The sequence below is a fragment of the Mumia sp. ZJ430 genome (genome assembly GCF_011751845.1).
Taxonomy (GTDB): domain Bacteria; phylum Actinomycetota; class Actinomycetes; order Propionibacteriales; family Nocardioidaceae; genus Mumia.
This window is the reverse complement of record NZ_JAAHFK010000004.1, coordinates 421,405-436,520: the sequence shown is the minus strand read 5'-3', so window position 1 is coordinate 436,520 and position 15,116 is coordinate 421,405. Positions and strand designations below refer to the sequence as shown.

The window sequence follows — 15,116 nt, the reverse complement described above, 5'->3', positions numbered from 1 at the left end:
CCGCTCCCGCGAAGGCCCCGCTCCCCCGCTCTGGGGGGCGGGGCCTTCCGCTGTTCCCGCTCCCCCAACGCGTACCCGCCCGCCCCGAACGGCGGCACCTCAGCGTCCACCGACACGCGCGCCGTGGACGCCCAGCGACCGACGCAGGCCCGTACGGAGGTGTGCCTCGCGGGCGAGCTCAGGAGAGGGCGGAGCCCTTGGCGAACTCGGTGTACGAGATGTTCCAGTCGGTCCAGCCGTTCTGCGGCTCGAGGACCTTCCGGTCGGAGTTGACGAATTTCACGGGATCGCCGATGTGCGAAATGCCGTACAGCCAGGCGGCGTTGCTCGTGCTCAGGCCAGTGCATCCGTGGCTGACGTTGGCGCTGCCCTGCGATCCCGTCGACCAGGGCGCCGCGTGGATGAACTCACCAGAGTTGGTGACGCGCATCGCGTAGCGCACGTTCTCGATGTTGTAGTACTCCGAGGAGCCTTCGGAGATCCCTGTCGTGGCGGCGTCCATCCGCTTCGACGGGTGCTTCTCCATGATGATCTTGGTCCCGTTGCGGGTCTGGAACCCCGCCTTGCCGGTCGTCGCCGGGAGCACCCGTGCGACCTTGCCGTTGATCTTCACCGTCGCCTTGTGGCGCGAGACGTCGACGACCGTGGTCACGGCCTGCTTGGTCACGCGGAACGACGTGTCACGGTCCTCCTGACCCCAGACGCCCTTGCCTGTACGGACGCCGTTGATGCCGGCGTGAACCTTCACCTTGGTGCCGGCAGGCCAGTACTTGCGGGGCCGGAAGTGGACCTCGGAGTCGCTCACCCAGCTCCAGGTGCCCTCGACTTTCGGGGTGGACGTCACGACCAGCCGCTTCTCGACCTCCGTCCGGCGCTTCACCGGGATGTCGAACCGCAGGATGACCGGCATCGCCACGCCGACGGTCGCACCGTCCATGGGTGAGACGGAGGCATAGGCCTGCTGGTCGAGAGATAGGTCCTGGGTACGGAACCGCCGCGACTCGGTGGACACGCGTCCGTCGTCGTCGCGCGTCGTCACCGCGACGGTGTAACGCTTGCCAGGCTCAAGGAGGGACGAGGCGGTCCAAGAGGCGCCGTCGGAAGTCACGGCGCCGTTCAGCGTGTTCTTGCGGGTCGGCTTGCCGCCGTAGTGGGCGGTGACCGCCGTGATCGTGCCATGACTGGCCCCGACGGTGACAGCAGTGTCGACCGGAATGTCCGCGTCGCCGTCGTCGACGTTGAAGGTCAGCTCGGTGGCGGGCGTCGGGGAGGCGGACGATGTCGGTGCGGCATCGCCTGCGCGGTCGCCAACGCCGTCGTCGCCTCCGGCCGAGCTGCAGCCGGCGATGAGCGCAGCCATCAGCAGGACGCCGAACAAACGGCGTCCTGAGTGCACGGCGGACTGGCGTCCCTGAACCTTCATCATCTCCCTACGAACACATACGGCCTCTCAGGGTAGCAATCGCTACCCAAAGAGGCCGTACATGGCTCGAGGCGGAGGTGTCAGTGGGCGTAGAGCCCGCGGTAGTACTCGAAGACCCAGCCGCAGAGCGCGATCACGCCGAAGACGCTCGCCATGGCGAAGAGCCACCAGCCGAAGATCGCACCGATCACCATCACGAGGATGGCCAGCGCCGACCAGAGCGGCCACCAGCTCCACGGAGGGTAGAAGCCGTACTCGCCGGCGCCTTCAGCGATCTCGGCATCGTCACGATCCTCCAGACGCGCCGGGATCTGCTTGGCGACGACCGCCAGGAAGAAGGTGAGGAGCAGGCCCAACAGAGCTGCCATCGCCAGGGCCGTCGTGCCCGTCGGGTCCTCGGACGCGATCCAGTAGATCGGCGTCACGATGGCGAGGAAGACGGAAACCGACGCGATGATCCACGCTTCGGCCTTCATCGGGTGCCACCTTCCGGCGAGTTGTCGGTCTGCTCGCGCAGAGCCTCTTCATGACCCTCGAGGTTCGGGGCGTCGGCCAGCGGGCTGTCGAGATCGTTGTCCGCGTGCTCGAGCATCGACAGCTCCGGGTGGTGGAGGTCGAACGCCGGGCTCTCGGAGCGGATCCGGGGCAGCGAGGTGAAGTTGTGCCGCGGCGGCGGGCTGGATGTCGCCCACTCGAGCGAGCGTCCCCAGCCCCACGGGTCGTCCACGCCGACCTTCGGGTTGTTGCGCGAGATCCACACGTTGTAGAAGAACGGCAGCGTGGAGATCGCGAGGACGACCGCGCCGATCGTCGACACCTGGTTGAGGACGGTGAACCCGTCAGTCGGCGAGTAGTCGGCGTAACGGCGCGGCATGCCCTCCACACCCAGCCAGTGCTGGACGAGGAACGTCAGGTGGAAGCCGACGAACAGCAGCCAGAAGTGGATCTTGCCGAGCCGCTCGTTGAGCATGTGCCCCGTCCACTTCGGCCACCAGTAGTAGAAGCCGGCGAACATCGCGAACACGACCGTGCCGAAGACGACGTAGTGGAAGTGAGCAACCACGAAGTATGAGTCGGACAGGTGGAAGTCGAGGGCGGGCGACGCGAGGATGACGCCGGTCAGACCACCGAAGAGGAAGGTCGTAAGGAAGCCCAGCGAGAACACCAGCGGGGTGTCGAAGCTGATCGACCCGCCCCATAGCGTGCCTATCCAGTTGAAGAACTTGACGCCTGTCGGCACCGCGATCAAGAACGTCATGAAGGAGAAGAACGCGAGGTCCACCGCCCCTGTGACGAACATGTGGTGGGCCCACACGGCGACGGAGAGGGCTGCGATCGCGAGCGTCGCGGCGACGAGGCCGATGTAGCCGAAGATCGGCTTGCGGCTGAAGACGGGCAGGATCTCACTGATGATGCCGAAGAAGGGCAACGCGATGATGTAGACCTCTGGATGCCCGAAGAACCAGAACAAGTGTTGCCAGAGGATCGGGCCGCCTGTTGAGGGGTCGAAGACATGGGTGCCGAGCTGACGGTCGGCGAACAGCGCGAGGAGCGCGGCAGCCAGGATCGGGAACGCGATCAGCACGAGGAGGCTCGTGACCAGGATGTTCCAGGTGAAGATCGGCATCCGGAACATCGTCATGCCGGGGGCGCGCATCGTGAAGATCGTCGTCACGAAGTTGACCGCACCGAGGATCGTGCCCAGGCCCGACATGTAGAGGCCGAGGACCCACATGTCACCGCCGACTCCCGGCGAGTTCACCGCGTCGGACAGCGGGGCGTACGCGAACCACCCGAAGCTGGCCGCACCACCAGGGACGAAGAAGCCTGCGACGGCCAGCGAGCTGCCGAACAGGAACAGCCAGAAGCTGAACATGTTGAGTCGCGGGAACGCCACGTCGGGCGAGCCGATCTGCAGCGGCATGATCCAGTTGGCGAAGCCGACGAACAGCGGCGTCGCGAACATCAGCAGCATGATCGTGCCGTGCATGGTGAAGAGTTGGTTGTAGGTCTCTTCGTCGACCACCTGCGTGCCCGGAGCGGCGAGCTCGGCACGGATCAGGAGGGCGAGGATGCCGCCGATCAGGAAGAAGGCGAACGACGCGACCAGATACATCGTGCCGATCTGCTTGTGATCGGTCGTCGTGAGCATCGAGACGACGCGCCTGCCCAGAGGCCGACGCTGCGTGGTCTCACTCAGGGGTTCGGCAACCGCAGTCACTCGTGCTCTCCGTTCTCTGCGTTCTGCGCCTCGGCAAGGCCGGCGATCTGGTTGGCCTCGACGCCGCCCTCAGGCTCACCGATCTGGCCGGCGGCCTGGAGCTTCTGCAGGTGAGCGTCGTACTCGTCACGCGAGACGATGTGCACCTTGAAGATCATGCGCGTGTGGTAGAGGCCGCACAGCTCGGCGCAGCGGCCGGTGAAGACACCCTCGCGGGTCGGGGTGAGGTCGAACGAGCCCTCCCGGCCGGGGACGATGTCCCGCTTGAAGTAGAACTCCGGGATCCAGAATGAGTGGATGACGTCCGGCGAGACGAGGTCGAAGCGGACCGACTCGTCGACCGCGAGCCAGAGCTCGGTCGGGTCGGCCGTGTCGCCGAAGTCGAAGACCGGCGTGCCGCCCGTCGCCTCTTCGTCGAGGTAGTTGAAGGTGAACTGCCACTTGCTGCCGACGACCGTGATGTGGTGCTCCGGGTCGTCGACCTCCTCGAGCATCTCGGTCTGCGACTTCACCGTCTGCGCGAAGAAGATCGCGACCACGATGACCGGCGCGACGGTGTAGAGCACCTCGAGCGGCAGGTGGTAGCGCAGCTGGTTGGGCACCTCGTTGCCCGGGCGGCGGCGATAACGCACCATCGCCCAGAACATGAGCCCGAGCACCAGCACCAGCACCACGGCACACGCGATCCACGCCCCCACCCACAGGACGAACATGTAGTCGACACGGTCGCTCGCACCCGGCGGAAGCGCCAAGCGCTCCCACTGGTTGGGGGAATCGGGCGAACAACCACTCAGCAGCACGATCGCTGCGACGGCGAAACCGAGCGCGACCGCCTTCGACCTGACCGGCCGTCGACGCTCGTCTTGTGCTCGCTCACCGCGCGCGAAGAGTTCCAGACCCACCAGGCGCCTTTCTGGCTCGTATCGACTCACACCGCAGTGTGCTTCCCGGCGCCGCTGACGCGACGTGTACCGCCTCACTGCGAACAAAAACACCCTACTCCAGAGCGCTCCGCCCGTCCGGCAGAGGTCCCCTCAGAACGACGGGAGGCGTTCGTCTACGATGTCGGCCGCCGCGGCACCGTACTCGCTCCTGATGCGGGCGAGCAGGGCGTGACGCTCGAGCCGGTACTCCTGCGTGCCGGTCGTCTCCACGACGCTCGCGGCAAGCGCACAGCCGAGCTGGGCGCACTGCTCGTGAGGGAGGTCGACGCCGAGGCCGGCCAGGAAGCCCGCACGGAAGGCGTCGCCCACGCCGGTCGGGTCCACGGCGTTGATGCCGGCGATCGCGGGGACGTCGATCACGGTGCCGTCGGCCTCGTACACGCTCACGCCGTCAGCGCCGCGCGTCACGACACGGGTGCCGACGCGCTGCTGGATCTCGCCGGCGCTCCAGCCAGTCTTCTTCTCGGTCAGCGCGGCCTCGTACTCGTTGCTGAACAGGTATGTCGCGCCGTCGATGAGAGTACGGATCAGCGCGCCGTCGGCGAACGCCAGCTGCTGCGAGGGGTCGGCCGCGAAGCGGTAGCCGCGCGTCCGGCACTCCTCGGTGTGTCGGACCATCCCCTCTGGGTCGTCGGGGCCGATGAGCACGATGTCCCACCCGCCGACACGGTCGTGGATCGGCTTGAGCTCGATCTCACGGGCCTCGGCCATGGCACCGGCATAGAAGGTTGCGATCTGGGCCTGCGCCGCGTCGGTCGTGCAGACGAAGCGGGCGGTGTGCCGGGTCTCGGAGACGTGGACGCCGGAGCAGTCCACGCCGTGCCGCTCCAGCCACGAGCGGTAGTCGTCGAAGTCCTCGCCGACCGCGCCGATGAGGACGGGGTCCTCGCCGAGAGCAGCCAGCCCGAACGCGATGTTGGCACCGCACCCGCCGCGGCGTACGACGAGGTCGTCGACGAGGAACGACAACGAGATCTTGTCGAGCTGGTCGACGACGAGGGAGTCCGAGAACTTCCCGGTGAACGTCATCAGGTGGTCGTTGGCGATGGACCCGGAAACGGCGATCTTCAAGGGAGCTCCTCGGAACGGGACGCGTGCGGGGGCCACGATAGTCGCCCTTGCGTGCACGCCGCGAGGGCCGCCCGGTGGTCCGGGCGGCCCTCGCGGTTGTCAGTGGCTGTGCTGGTCGGTACGGCGAAACTCAGTGGAAGGAGTCACCGCACGCGCACGAGCCGGTCGCGTTGGGGTTGTCGATCGTGAAGCCCTGCTTCTCGATCGTGTCGACGAAGTCGATCGTCGCGCCGTGGAGGTAGGGGACGCTCATGCGGTCGACGACGACCGAGACGCCCTCGAACTCGCGGGTCTCGTCACCGTCGAGCGTGCGCTCGTCGAAGAACAGCTGGTAGCGCAGGCCAGAGCAGCCGCCCGGCTGCACGGCGATACGGAGCGCGAGGTCCTCGCGTCCCTCCTGCTCGAGGAGGCTCTTCACCTTGGCGGCGGCGCCGTCGGTGATCTCGACGCCGCTGATGGTCTCGGTGCCGTCTGTGCTCTGCACGGTCATGTGTTCTCCCGAAGTCTCTGGTGCGGGGCTCGTCCGTTGAAGGGACAGGGCACCACGTCGTCTCATTCCCACCGTACGACACCACGATACGCAGCAGGTACTGCAGTGCCGCAGGGCTCCCACCAGCGTACGCCGTGCCCGGAAGTCGTGACCGCTCGTCCGGGGAACGGCCGCTGGGTGTCAGACCTGCGACCACGTACGCGCGATGCGCTCGGCCAGCCGGGCGAGCCTCTCCCCTGCGTCGTCACCAGCCTGCTCCCCCAGCAGGTCCGCCGTCGCGTACGCCGCCTCGACGCCCATCGCGCGGCGCTCCCTCGCCCCCACCTCCACGCGGTCGGCCAACACCACGCACGGCCTCAGGGCCGCGCCTGCGACGGCTGCGACCCCGTAGACCACGGTGCCCTCGCGAGAGGTCACGTCGTAGGCGTCCACGCCGGTGAGGACCACGTCAGTCGCCCGCGCCGCAGCCTGCAGGCCCACTAGGTCGGCCACCGCCGCGACGCCCGGCACGCTCGTGGCCCCCAGGACCTGGAGGGCGAACCCGAGACCGCCGGCAGCGCCTGCTCCGGCGGCGTCGGCGACGCGCCGCTGCGCCGGGCCGGGCCCGCAGACCGCGACCACGAACGCGTCGAGGATCGTGTCGACACGGGCGACTGCTGCGTCGTCGAGGCCCTTGCCCGGTCCGTCCGACCGTACGGCCCCGAAGAGCCCCAGCAGCGGGCTGCCGACGTCGGTCGCGACGACCAGCTCGGTCGGGCCGATCCGCTCCCGTACGGGGCCGAGATCGACCGCGGAGACGCCTGCCAAGCCCCCTGGGCCTGCCGCGAGAGGCACATCTGCGCGGGCGCCGAGCGCGCTCAGCATGCCCGCGCCGCCGTCCGTCGTCGCGCTGTCGCCGAGGCCCACGACGATGCGCTGGGCGCCGGCCTCGAGCGCGGCCGCGATCAGGTCACCCACACCCGCGCTCGTCGCCTCGAGAGGAGCTCGCCGGACGGCGACGTGCGGACCGCACGCCGACGCGGACTCCACGAAGGCCGTACGACGGCCGTCGTCGTCGGCGAGCAGCATCAGGCCGCGTACGGGGCCGCCCAACGGGCCTCGCACGTCGACCTCGGTCCGCTCACCGCCCACCGACGCGTGCAGCGCGTCGACGAAGCCGCGCCCCGCGCCGGACATCGGGACGATGTCGAGGACGTCACCGGGCGCCGTACGGTACCAGCCTGACGCGATGGCCTCCCCTGCCGCGGACGCGCTCAGCGCGCCCGCGAAGGCGCCCGGAGCGACGAGCACCCGCACGGGATCAGGCCAGGGCCTTCTCGGCGGCGGCCAGCAGCACGCACGTCGCCAGGACGTCCATCGCAGTCCGGACGTCGTCGATGGTCGGGAACGAGGGCGCGATGCGGATGTTGCGGTCGCGCGGGTCCTTGCCGTACGGGAACGACGCCCCGGCCGGGGTCAGGGCCACGCCCACGCCCTTGGCGAGCTCGACCACGCGCGAGGCGGTGCCGTCGACGACGTCGAGACTCACGAAGTAGCCGCCGGACGGGCGCGTCCAGGTCGCGACGTCGTACGAGCCGAGGCGCTCGCTGAGCACCTCCTCGACGGCCGCGAACTTCGGCGCGAGCAGGGCACGGTGCTGGCGCATCAGCGCCCGCACGCCATCGGCATCGCCGAAGAGTCGTACGTGACGCAGCTGGTTGACCTTGTCCGGACCGATCGAGCCGAACTTGAGGTGGCTCTTGAACCACGAGACGTTTGCCGGCGAGCTGCCGAAGAAGGCCACCCCTGCCCCGGCGAACGTGATCTTGGAGGTCGACGCGAACACGAGCACCCGGTCGGGGTGTCCACCGGCAGCAGCGAGGCTCAGCACGTCGGCGGTCTTGGCCTCGTCGTCGCTCAGGTGGTGGACCGCGTACGCGTTGTCCCAGAAGATACGGAAGTCGGGCGCGGCCGCGGGCATCGCCATCAGGCGTGCGGCGACCTCGGGGGACGTGACGCCACCGGTGGGGTTGGCGTACGTGGGGACGAGCCACATCCCTTTGATCGTCGGGTCAGCGGCGACGAGCGCGGCGACCTGGTCGACGTCGGGGCCGTCGTCGTCCATGTCGACGGGGATCATCTCGATGCCGAACGACTCCAGCAGCGCGAAGTGACGGTCGTACCCGGGCACCGGGCACAGGAAGCGCACCGTCTCCTCAGCCGCCCACGGGCGCGGCGACTCGGCGAAGCCGTGGAGCAGCGCCCAGACGAGGGTGTCATGCATCAGCGTCAGGCTCGAGCTGCCTTGCGCGAGCAGCTGCGCGACGGGGATGCCGAGCAGCTCGGCAAAGATCTCGCGCAGCTCGACGAGCCCGTCGAGGCCGCCGTAGTTGCGCGTGTCGGTGCCGTCCGCCGCGCGGTAGTCGGCCTCACCCGGCAGCGCGAGCAGCGCCTGCGACAGATCCAGCTGCTCGGGCGACGGCTTGCCCCGCGTGATGTCGAGCGACAGGCCGCGCGAACGCAGCTCTTCGTACGCCGCGCGCTGCGTCGACAGCAGGGTGCCGAGCGCATCACGATCAAGGGTGTCGATGCTCATGGGGTGTCCTCGCAAGACGTGGTCAACGGCGCGTCGACGGTCTCAGACGCGCCACGGTCGAATCTATCGACTGCCTCCACCGAGCCCGGGAGCGCCCCAGATGGCGAGCCACCGGCCGAGGTCCTTCTCGACCGGGAGGTCGTCGCTGACGATCCCGCGGACCTGAAGCTCGAGGGCGTTGTCGCGCCGGGGCTCGGCGACCGGGACGAACGGATAGAACGTCCCACGCTTGAAGAGGTAGACCAGCCCGACGGGCCGGCCGTCGCTCGTCGTGAAGTCGACCACCGAGCAGAGCAGCTGCGGGCCGAACCCGTTGTCGACGAGCGTGCTGTTGACGGCGTGGAGGTCGGTGACGAGGCCGCCCACGTCCTCCGGGTCGTGGCGGACGACCAGCCAGGTGAACCCGTACGAGTCGACCGACCGCTCGACCTGCGGCCCGCCGTCGGCGTCGAGCAGCTCCTGCACGTCCGCCTGCATGGTGCTGAAGGCGGCGCCCTCGGTCTGGCGGTAGCAGACCGACCCGATGCCGGTCGGCTTGATGCCGGCCGCGGCCTCGAGGGTGATCGCCGCCGACGGAAGGCTGAAGAGCGCGTCGAGGTTGGCCTGGACCGGCTTGGAGCGGCCCATCAAGGAGTCCCAGAAGCCCATCGCGGCCTCAGAGGGGGCGGCCGAGGTCGGCCGAGATCTGGGCGAGCTGCTCGAGGCGCTTCTCGACGGGCGGGTGGGAGCTCATCAGGCCGGCGAGCGTGTCGCGGGAGAAGGCCGGGGTCGCGAAGAAGAACGCGCTCATGTTCTCGACCTGGCGCAGATCCTTGCTCGGGATGCGTCCCATGTCACCGGTGATCTTGGTCAGTGCCGACGCGAGAGCCGAGGGCTTGCCCGTGAGGTAGGCGCCCGACCGGTCCGCGCTCAGCTCGCGGTAGCGCGACAGGGCCCGCGTCAGCAGGAAGCTGATGAAGTACGCGATGAGGCTGGCAATCCAGACGACGAGGAACATCAGTGCGGTGTTGTTGTTGCGGTCGCGGCTGTTGCCCATGAACGGGAACCAGCGGATCAGGAACCCGGCGAGGAGACCGAGCGACGACGCCACGGTCATCACCGAGACGTCGCGGTTGGCGACGTGGGCGAGCTCGTGGCTCAGCACCCCCTCCAACTCCTCGGCGTCGAGGCGCCGCAGGATGCCGGTCGTCACGCAGATGGCCGAGTGGCTCGGCGAGCGCCCCGTCGCGAAGGCGTTGGGAAGGTCGGTGTCGGCGATGGCGACGGCCGGCTTCGGCATGTCGGCCAGCGCGCAGAGGCGGTCGATCATGCCGTGCAGCTCGGGTGCCTGCTCAGGAGTGACGACCCGCGCACCCATCGAGGCGAGCGCGAGCTTGTCCGAGAAGTACCACTGGGCCCATGCCATCCCGACCACGATCACCGCGGCCAGGGCGGCGTTGGGCATCACGGTGATCAGCACGGCGCCGAACGCCAGGTAGAGCGCCACGAGTCCCAGGCTGACCGCGCCCATCCGGCGGGTCAGACCTGCATCGCTGCGGAATCTCGTCCTCGACATGTTCCCTCTCTCAAGGCCCTCGGGGGTAGAGGGCCGCCTGTCACGCTTCAACGCACGACACGCCTCGGACGTTCCCGCGGGGCTGCCGCGGGAACGTCCGTCGTACGGGTGTCAGCGACGTCAGCCAGGAATGAAGCGTCAGCCAGGAATGAAGCCGTCAGCCCCGAGCAGGTCCTCGACCTCGGCGAGCGAGGCGTCAGAGGGCGGCAGGACGAGGTCGGACTCGACGAGCTCCTCGTCCGGCACCTCCTTGCCGATCTGCCGGACGAGATCGAGGAGGTTGGTCAGCGCGTCGCCGAACGCCTCCTCGTCGTGTGCGGCCACGGCCGCCTCGACAGCGTCGTCGAGTCCGTTGAGGCGGTCGAGCGCGTCGTCAGCGACCTCGAACTGGCCCTCGGACATGATCCGGACGATCACGCCTGGCCCTCCTGCTTCTTCTCGGTGGCCTCGGAGGCGCCGAGTGCGGGCTTCTCAGCGCCGGTGCCGAGCTGGTGCTTCATCGCCTCGAGCTCGGCGTCCACGCTCGACGTCGAGGCGAGCGCGTCCAGCTCGCGGCTGATGTCGTCGTTCGGGCCGGCGGTGACGTCGTCGAGGGCACCGGAGGCGAGCAGCTCGTCGACGGCTCCGGCACGGGCCTGCATCTGCGCCGTCTTGTCCTCGGCACGCTGCACCGCGAGACCGACGTCGCCCATCTCCTCGGAGATGCCGGAGAAGGCCTCGGTGATGCGCGTCTGCGCCTCCGCGGCGGTGTAGGTCGCCTTGATCGTCTCCTTGCGGGTACGGAAGGACTCGACCTTTGCCTGGAGCCTCTTGGACGCGAGGGTGAGCTTCTCCTCCTCCGCCTGCAGCGACGCGTGCTGGGTGTTGAGGTCGGCGATCTGCTGCTCCAGACCCGAGCGGCGGGTCAGCGCCTCCCGTGCGAGATCCTCGCGATTGGCGGCGAGCGCCTTCTTGGCCTGGTCCTGGAGCTTGGTCGACTGCTGCTGCAGCTGGTTGATCTGCAGCTCGACCCGCTTGCGGCTGGTCGCGACGTCGGCCACCCCACGACGGACCTTCTGAAGCAGCTCGAGCTGCTTCTGGTAGCTGTAGTCGAGCGTCTCGCGCGGATCCTCCGCCTTGTCGAGCGCTGCGTTGGCCTTGCTGCGGAAGACCATGCCCATCCGCTTCATGATGCCCATCGTGGAGTCTGTCCCCTTCACAAGATCGCTGTTCCCCCCACCTTACGGGCAGCGGTGACCTTCTGGCACCGGAGGACGACAGGTAGTCTCGGGGCATCCCCCGCTGCCGCGACGGCCTGGCCGTCAGACGTCCGCGGCCCGATCCCGACGACCCGAGGCACCAGTGTTCCGACGCAAGAACGAGTACGACGCCAGCCACGAGCAGCCCGCCCCCGAGCCGAAGCCGGACGGCAAGGGACGCCCGACCCCCACCCGCAAGGAGGCGGAGGCGGCCCGCAAGGCGGCGCTGAAGACGCCCGCGTCACGCAAGGACACCGCTCGCGCCGAGCGGGAGCGCCGTTCCAAGGACCGCGTCAAGATCCGCGAGGCGATGACGACCGGCGACGACCGCTACCTGCCGCCGCGCGACAAGGGGCCGGTCCGCAGGCTCGTCCGCAACGTCGTCGACTCGCGCCGCAACGTCGGTGAGTACCTCATGCCGATCCTCGTCATCATCTTGCTCGTGAGCCTCGTCCGCGCCCCGTGGGCGATCCTCGCGATCTACGTCTTGTGGGTCACGGTCATCCTCGGCACGATCGTCGACTCGTTCCTCCTGGTGCGCCGCGTCAAGCGCGAGGTCGCCGCGAAGTTCCCCGACGCGAGCACGCGCGGGCTCACCACGTACGCGATCATGCGCAGCACCCAGATCCGTCGCCTGCGGCTGCCGAAGCCGCAGGTCTCACACGGCGAGTCGTACTGAGGCTCGCCCTACGGGTGGAGTGACATCGGTCCGAACACCCGGCGGCCGTCCTCGAAGAGCGTGACCTGGTCGATCCCGTGGTCGGCCAGGTCCGCGTAGACCTCACCCACCCACGACTCGGCGTCGCCACGGCTGGCGAACGTGCCGCCGTCGTCCTCCGGGGTCACGGGAGTTCCGTCAGCGGTCTCGAAGCGCCAGGTCCACACCATGCCCGCAGCCTAGGGCGTACGGCGTCCGCGCCGCGGCACGGGCGGTGGTACGTCGCTCAGCGGGTCGAGGACTCCACGAACGGGGGCGCGGTCACGACGAAGGTCTCCGTACGGCCGCGCACGTCGACCGTGACCTCGTCGCCCACCGCGACACGTCGGTCGAGCAGCGCGAGCGCGACACCCTTGCGAAGGGTCGGCGAGAACGTCCCCGAGGTCACGCGGCCGATCTCGGCACCGCCCGCCGCGACGGCCATCCCGGGTCGGGCGATGCCACGCCCGGCGGCGACCAGCCCCCGCAGCAGCGGCACCTCGCCGGCCGCCCGCTGCGCGAGCAGCGCGTCGCGGCCCCAGTACTGCGGCTTGTCCCAGCCCACGGCCCACCCGACTCGGCCCATCACGGGCGAGATGTCGCGCGAGAGGTCCTGCCCGTGCAGCGGATATCCCATCTCCGTACGGAGGGTGTCGCGGGCGCCGAGCCCGCACGCACGGATGTCGTACGCCTCGCCGGCAGCCATGATCGCGTCCCAGGCGGCAAGCGCGGCTGCGGCGGGGACCACGAGCTCGTACCCGCGCTCGCCGGTGTAGCCCGTACGGCAGACCGTGACCGCCTCGCCGCCGAGCTCGGCCTCCGCGTACGACATGTAGTCGTGCGAGACGGGGAGTCCGATCGCGGCCAGCGTCTCGTCGCTGCGCGGTCCCTGGACGGCGAGGACGGCGAAGTCGTGGTGCCGATCGGTGATCGTCAGGCCCTCGGGCGCACCCTCGCGGAGGCGGCGCACGACCTCGGCCGTGTTCGCGGCGTTCGGGATCAGCAGCACGTCGTCGTCTGCGCGCCGGTAGACGATGAGGTCGTCGACGACACCCCCGTCGTCGTCGCAGCACAGCGTGTACTGCGCCTGCCCCGCACCGATCCGCCCTAGCGCGTTCGTGAAGCACCCGTCGAGGTAGTCGACGGCACCGGAACCCTGCACGGTGACCTTGCCGAGGTGGCTGACGTCGAACACGCCCACGGCCTCCCGTACGGCCTTGTGCTCAGCGAGGACTCCCCCGCCCACGTACTCCAGCGGCATCTCCCACCCTCCGAACTCCGCGAGCTTCGCTCCGAGATCGAGGTGGCGGCGGTGCAGGGGCGACTGGGCAAGCGTCATGCCCAGAACCTATCCCGACCCTCGGTAGGGTGGCGGGCATGGCCTCGAAGCATGCAGAGCCCTCGTTCACCCTCAGCTCCGCCTCCCCCGCCTCGACCCGCGCGGACGTGATCGTCATCGGAGTCGGCCCAGACCTCAAGGCGGTCGCACCCGCAGACTCGGTGGGGCTCGCCTTCGGCCGGTCCTTCAAGCCGACGCTGACCGCGCTCGGATTCCGCGGCAAGACCGGCGACCTGGCAGTGATCCCGACCGCCGGCGTGATCAAGGCCGCGACGGTGATCGCCGTCGGGCTCGGGGACGACCCCACATCGACCGTCCTGCGCAAGGCCGCCGCGAAGGCGGTCAAGGCAGTCCACAACGCCTCGACCGTGACCTTCGCGCTGCCGACCGCGGACGCCGATGCCGTACGGGCGATCGCCGAGGGGGCGCTGCTGGGCGGATACCGGTTCGACCGCTACCGGACACGGGACGAAGACCGCGAGGAGGCGGCCGACCGCCCCAACGCGATCGTGATCCTGACCCGCCTGTCACGCGACGCCGACGCGATCGCCGCGCTCGACGCCGGCGTCACCACGGCCGCGTCCGTCAACCTGACGCGCGACTGGGTCAACACCGGGCCGGGCGACCTCACGCCCGCCGCGTTCGCCGACGCGGTCACCGAGGCGGCCAAGGACGTTCCCGGGGTCAAGGTCACCGTCTGGGACGAGGCACGTCTGGCCAAGGAGAGCTGCGGAGGCGTCCTCGGCGTCGGTCAGGGCTCGACCCACCCGCCACGGGTCGTCCAGCTCACGTACAAGCCCAAGAATCCCGCCGCCCACCTGGCGCTGGTCGGCAAGGGCATCACGTTCGACTCCGGCGGCCTCAGCCTCAAGCCCGGCGCGAGCATGATGACGATGAAGTGCGACATGGCCGGAGCCGCTTCGGTGATCGCGGCGACGCTCGCCATCGCCGCGCTCGAGCTGCCGGTCCGTGTCACGTGCGTCGCGCCGATGGCCGAGAACATGCCCAGCGGCTCCGCGCTGCGCCCCGGTGACGTGCTGGAGATCCGAGGCGGGACGACGGTCGAGGTGCACAACACCGACGCCGAGGGCCGGCTCGTCCTCGCCGACGCGCTCGTCCTCGCGAACGAGGCCGAGCCGGACGTCCTCGTCGATGTCGCGACCCTCACCGGGGCGTGCATCGTCGCGCTCGGCGAGCGCACCGCCGGTGTCCTCGGCAACGACGACGCGCTGCGTGGTCAGGTCGTCGAGATCGGCGAGTCGGTCGGCGAGGCCTTCTGGCCGCTCCCGATCACTGACGAGGTGAAGAGCCGCGTCAAGAGCTCCGACATCGCCGACCTCCGCCAGCACAACCCGAAGCCGGCCGGCGGCGCGCTGTTCGCCGCGGCGTTCCTTCAGCAGTTCGTCGGCGAGACAACGTGGGCACACCTCGACATCGCGGGCCCGGCGTTCAACGACGCGGGCGCGTACGACGAGGTGCCGAAGGGCGGCACAGGCGCCAGCGTCCGTACCCTCGTCGGCCTGGCAGAGAGCCTCGCCAAGAAGATCGACTGAGTGCGACCCG

16 protein-coding genes are annotated in these 15,116 nt (G+C 69.3%); 2 read left to right on the top strand and 14 right to left on the bottom strand.

Annotated features, from left to right (window positions below; translation table 11 throughout):
- Positions 1-178 precede the first annotated feature (178 nt).
- The 12 genes from HCT63_RS18310 to HCT63_RS18255 all read right to left on the bottom strand — a co-directional run bounded on the left by HCT63_RS18310 (position 179) and on the right by HCT63_RS18255 (position 11,457).
- Positions 179-1,423 carry an Ig-like domain-containing protein gene (locus HCT63_RS18310; RefSeq protein WP_167008249.1) on the bottom strand — a complete coding sequence of 415 codons (1,245 nt, stop codon included), beginning with the start codon at positions 1,421-1,423 and terminating at the stop codon, positions 179-181.
- Positions 1,424-1,503: 80 nt separating this feature from the next.
- Positions 1,504-1,899 carry a cytochrome c oxidase subunit 4 gene (locus HCT63_RS18305; RefSeq protein WP_167008246.1) on the bottom strand — a complete coding sequence of 132 codons (396 nt, stop codon included), beginning with the start codon at positions 1,897-1,899 and terminating at the stop codon, positions 1,504-1,506.
- Positions 1,896-3,575, bottom strand: coding sequence for a cytochrome c oxidase subunit I (ctaD, locus tag HCT63_RS18300; protein ID WP_167008243.1), 1,680 nt, complete (start codon positions 3,573-3,575; stop codon positions 1,896-1,898). The genes HCT63_RS18305 and ctaD overlap by 4 nt, the downstream gene beginning before the upstream one ends.
- Positions 3,576-3,640: 65 nt before the next feature.
- Positions 3,641-4,546 (bottom strand): cytochrome c oxidase subunit II, encoded by a 906-nt coding sequence (gene coxB, locus HCT63_RS18295; protein ID WP_243843110.1) that lies wholly within the window; start codon positions 4,544-4,546, stop codon positions 3,641-3,643.
- A gap of 132 nt (positions 4,547-4,678) precedes the next feature.
- On the bottom strand, positions 4,679-5,659 hold the full coding sequence (locus HCT63_RS18290; RefSeq protein ID WP_167008240.1) for a carbohydrate kinase family protein: 981 nt from the start codon (positions 5,657-5,659) through the stop codon (positions 4,679-4,681).
- Between the two features lie 130 nt (positions 5,660-5,789).
- Positions 5,790-6,149, bottom strand: a complete 360-nt coding sequence (gene erpA, locus HCT63_RS18285) for an iron-sulfur cluster insertion protein ErpA (RefSeq protein WP_167008237.1) — start codon at positions 6,147-6,149, stop codon at positions 5,790-5,792.
- A 180-nt stretch (positions 6,150-6,329) separates the two neighbouring features.
- Complete coding sequence (locus HCT63_RS18280) at positions 6,330-7,445, bottom strand: glycerate kinase (protein WP_167008234.1); 1,116 nt, start codon at positions 7,443-7,445, stop codon at positions 6,330-6,332.
- 4 nt (positions 7,446-7,449) lie between these two features.
- A complete protein-coding gene (locus tag HCT63_RS18275; RefSeq protein ID WP_167008231.1) occupies positions 7,450-8,724 on the bottom strand; it encodes an aminotransferase class I/II-fold pyridoxal phosphate-dependent enzyme in 1,275 nt (424 codons plus the stop codon).
- Positions 8,725-8,787: 63 nt separating this feature from the next.
- The gene (locus HCT63_RS18270) at positions 8,788-9,372 is read right to left on the bottom strand and encodes a hypothetical protein (protein WP_167008228.1); all 585 of its coding nucleotides are present in this window, start codon (positions 9,370-9,372) and stop codon (positions 8,788-8,790) included.
- A gap of 7 nt (positions 9,373-9,379) precedes the next feature.
- Entirely contained in the window at positions 9,380-10,279 is a 900-nt protein-coding gene (htpX, locus tag HCT63_RS18265) for a zinc metalloprotease HtpX (RefSeq protein WP_167008226.1), read from the bottom strand.
- 138 nt (positions 10,280-10,417) lie between these two features.
- Complete coding sequence (locus tag HCT63_RS18260) at positions 10,418-10,696, bottom strand: hypothetical protein (RefSeq protein ID WP_139088294.1); 279 nt, start codon at positions 10,694-10,696, stop codon at positions 10,418-10,420.
- A complete protein-coding gene (locus tag HCT63_RS18255; protein WP_208322510.1) occupies positions 10,693-11,457 on the bottom strand; it encodes a PspA/IM30 family protein in 765 nt (254 codons plus the stop codon). Before HCT63_RS18255 ends, HCT63_RS18260 begins: the two co-directional genes overlap by 4 nt.
- A 163-nt stretch (positions 11,458-11,620) precedes the next feature.
- On the opposite strand from HCT63_RS18255, the gene HCT63_RS18250 reads away from it, so the two are divergent.
- Entirely contained in the window at positions 11,621-12,196 is a 576-nt protein-coding gene (locus tag HCT63_RS18250; protein ID WP_167008224.1) for a DUF3043 domain-containing protein, read from the top strand.
- 8 nt (positions 12,197-12,204) lie between these two features.
- Here HCT63_RS18250 and HCT63_RS18245 read toward each other — a convergent pair whose 3' ends face one another.
- The gene (locus HCT63_RS18245; protein ID WP_167008222.1) at positions 12,205-12,405 is read right to left on the bottom strand and encodes a hypothetical protein; all 201 of its coding nucleotides are present in this window, start codon (positions 12,403-12,405) and stop codon (positions 12,205-12,207) included.
- 56 nt (positions 12,406-12,461) lie between these two features.
- Positions 12,462-13,553: a glycine cleavage system aminomethyltransferase GcvT gene (gcvT, locus tag HCT63_RS18240; RefSeq protein ID WP_167008220.1), complete on the bottom strand. Its 1,092-nt coding sequence runs from the start codon at positions 13,551-13,553 to the stop codon at positions 12,462-12,464.
- A 38-nt stretch (positions 13,554-13,591) separates the two neighbouring features.
- On the opposite strand from gcvT, the gene HCT63_RS18235 reads away from it, so the two are divergent.
- Positions 13,592-15,106, top strand: coding sequence for a leucyl aminopeptidase (locus HCT63_RS18235; protein ID WP_167008217.1), 1,515 nt, complete (start codon positions 13,592-13,594; stop codon positions 15,104-15,106).
- The last annotated feature ends 10 nt before the right edge of the window (positions 15,107-15,116 follow it).

What these genes read in the sequence shown, in the direction of transcription:
- HCT63_RS18310 (WP_167008249.1), bottom strand. Translation starts at nt 1,423, where the DNA reads ATGAAGGTTCAGGGACGCCAGTCCGCCGTGCACTCAGGACGCCGTTTG.
- HCT63_RS18305 (WP_167008246.1), bottom strand. Translation starts at nt 1,899, where the DNA reads ATGAAGGCCGAAGCGTGGATCATCGCGTCGGTTTCCGTCTTCCTCGCC.
- ctaD (WP_167008243.1), bottom strand. Translation starts at nt 3,575, where the DNA reads ATGCTCACGACGACCGATCACAAGCAGATCGGCACGATGTATCTGGTC.
- erpA (WP_167008237.1), bottom strand. Translation starts at nt 6,149, where the DNA reads ATGACCGTGCAGAGCACAGACGGCACCGAGACCATCAGCGGCGTCGAG.
- HCT63_RS18275 (WP_167008231.1), bottom strand. Translation starts at nt 8,724, where the DNA reads ATGAGCATCGACACCCTTGATCGTGATGCGCTCGGCACCCTGCTGTCG.
- HCT63_RS18270 (WP_167008228.1), bottom strand. Translation starts at nt 9,372, where the DNA reads ATGGGCTTCTGGGACTCCTTGATGGGCCGCTCCAAGCCGGTCCAGGCC.
- htpX (WP_167008226.1), bottom strand. Translation starts at nt 10,279, where the DNA reads ATGTCGAGGACGAGATTCCGCAGCGATGCAGGTCTGACCCGCCGGATG.
- HCT63_RS18255 (WP_208322510.1), bottom strand. Translation starts at nt 11,457, where the DNA reads ATGGGCATCATGAAGCGGATGGGCATGGTCTTCCGCAGCAAGGCCAAC.
- HCT63_RS18245 (WP_167008222.1), bottom strand. Translation starts at nt 12,405, where the DNA reads ATGGTGTGGACCTGGCGCTTCGAGACCGCTGACGGAACTCCCGTGACC.
- gcvT (WP_167008220.1), bottom strand. Translation starts at nt 13,553, where the DNA reads ATGACGCTTGCCCAGTCGCCCCTGCACCGCCGCCACCTCGATCTCGGA.
- HCT63_RS18235 (WP_167008217.1), top strand. Translation starts at nt 13,592, where the DNA reads ATGGCCTCGAAGCATGCAGAGCCCTCGTTCACCCTCAGCTCCGCCTCC.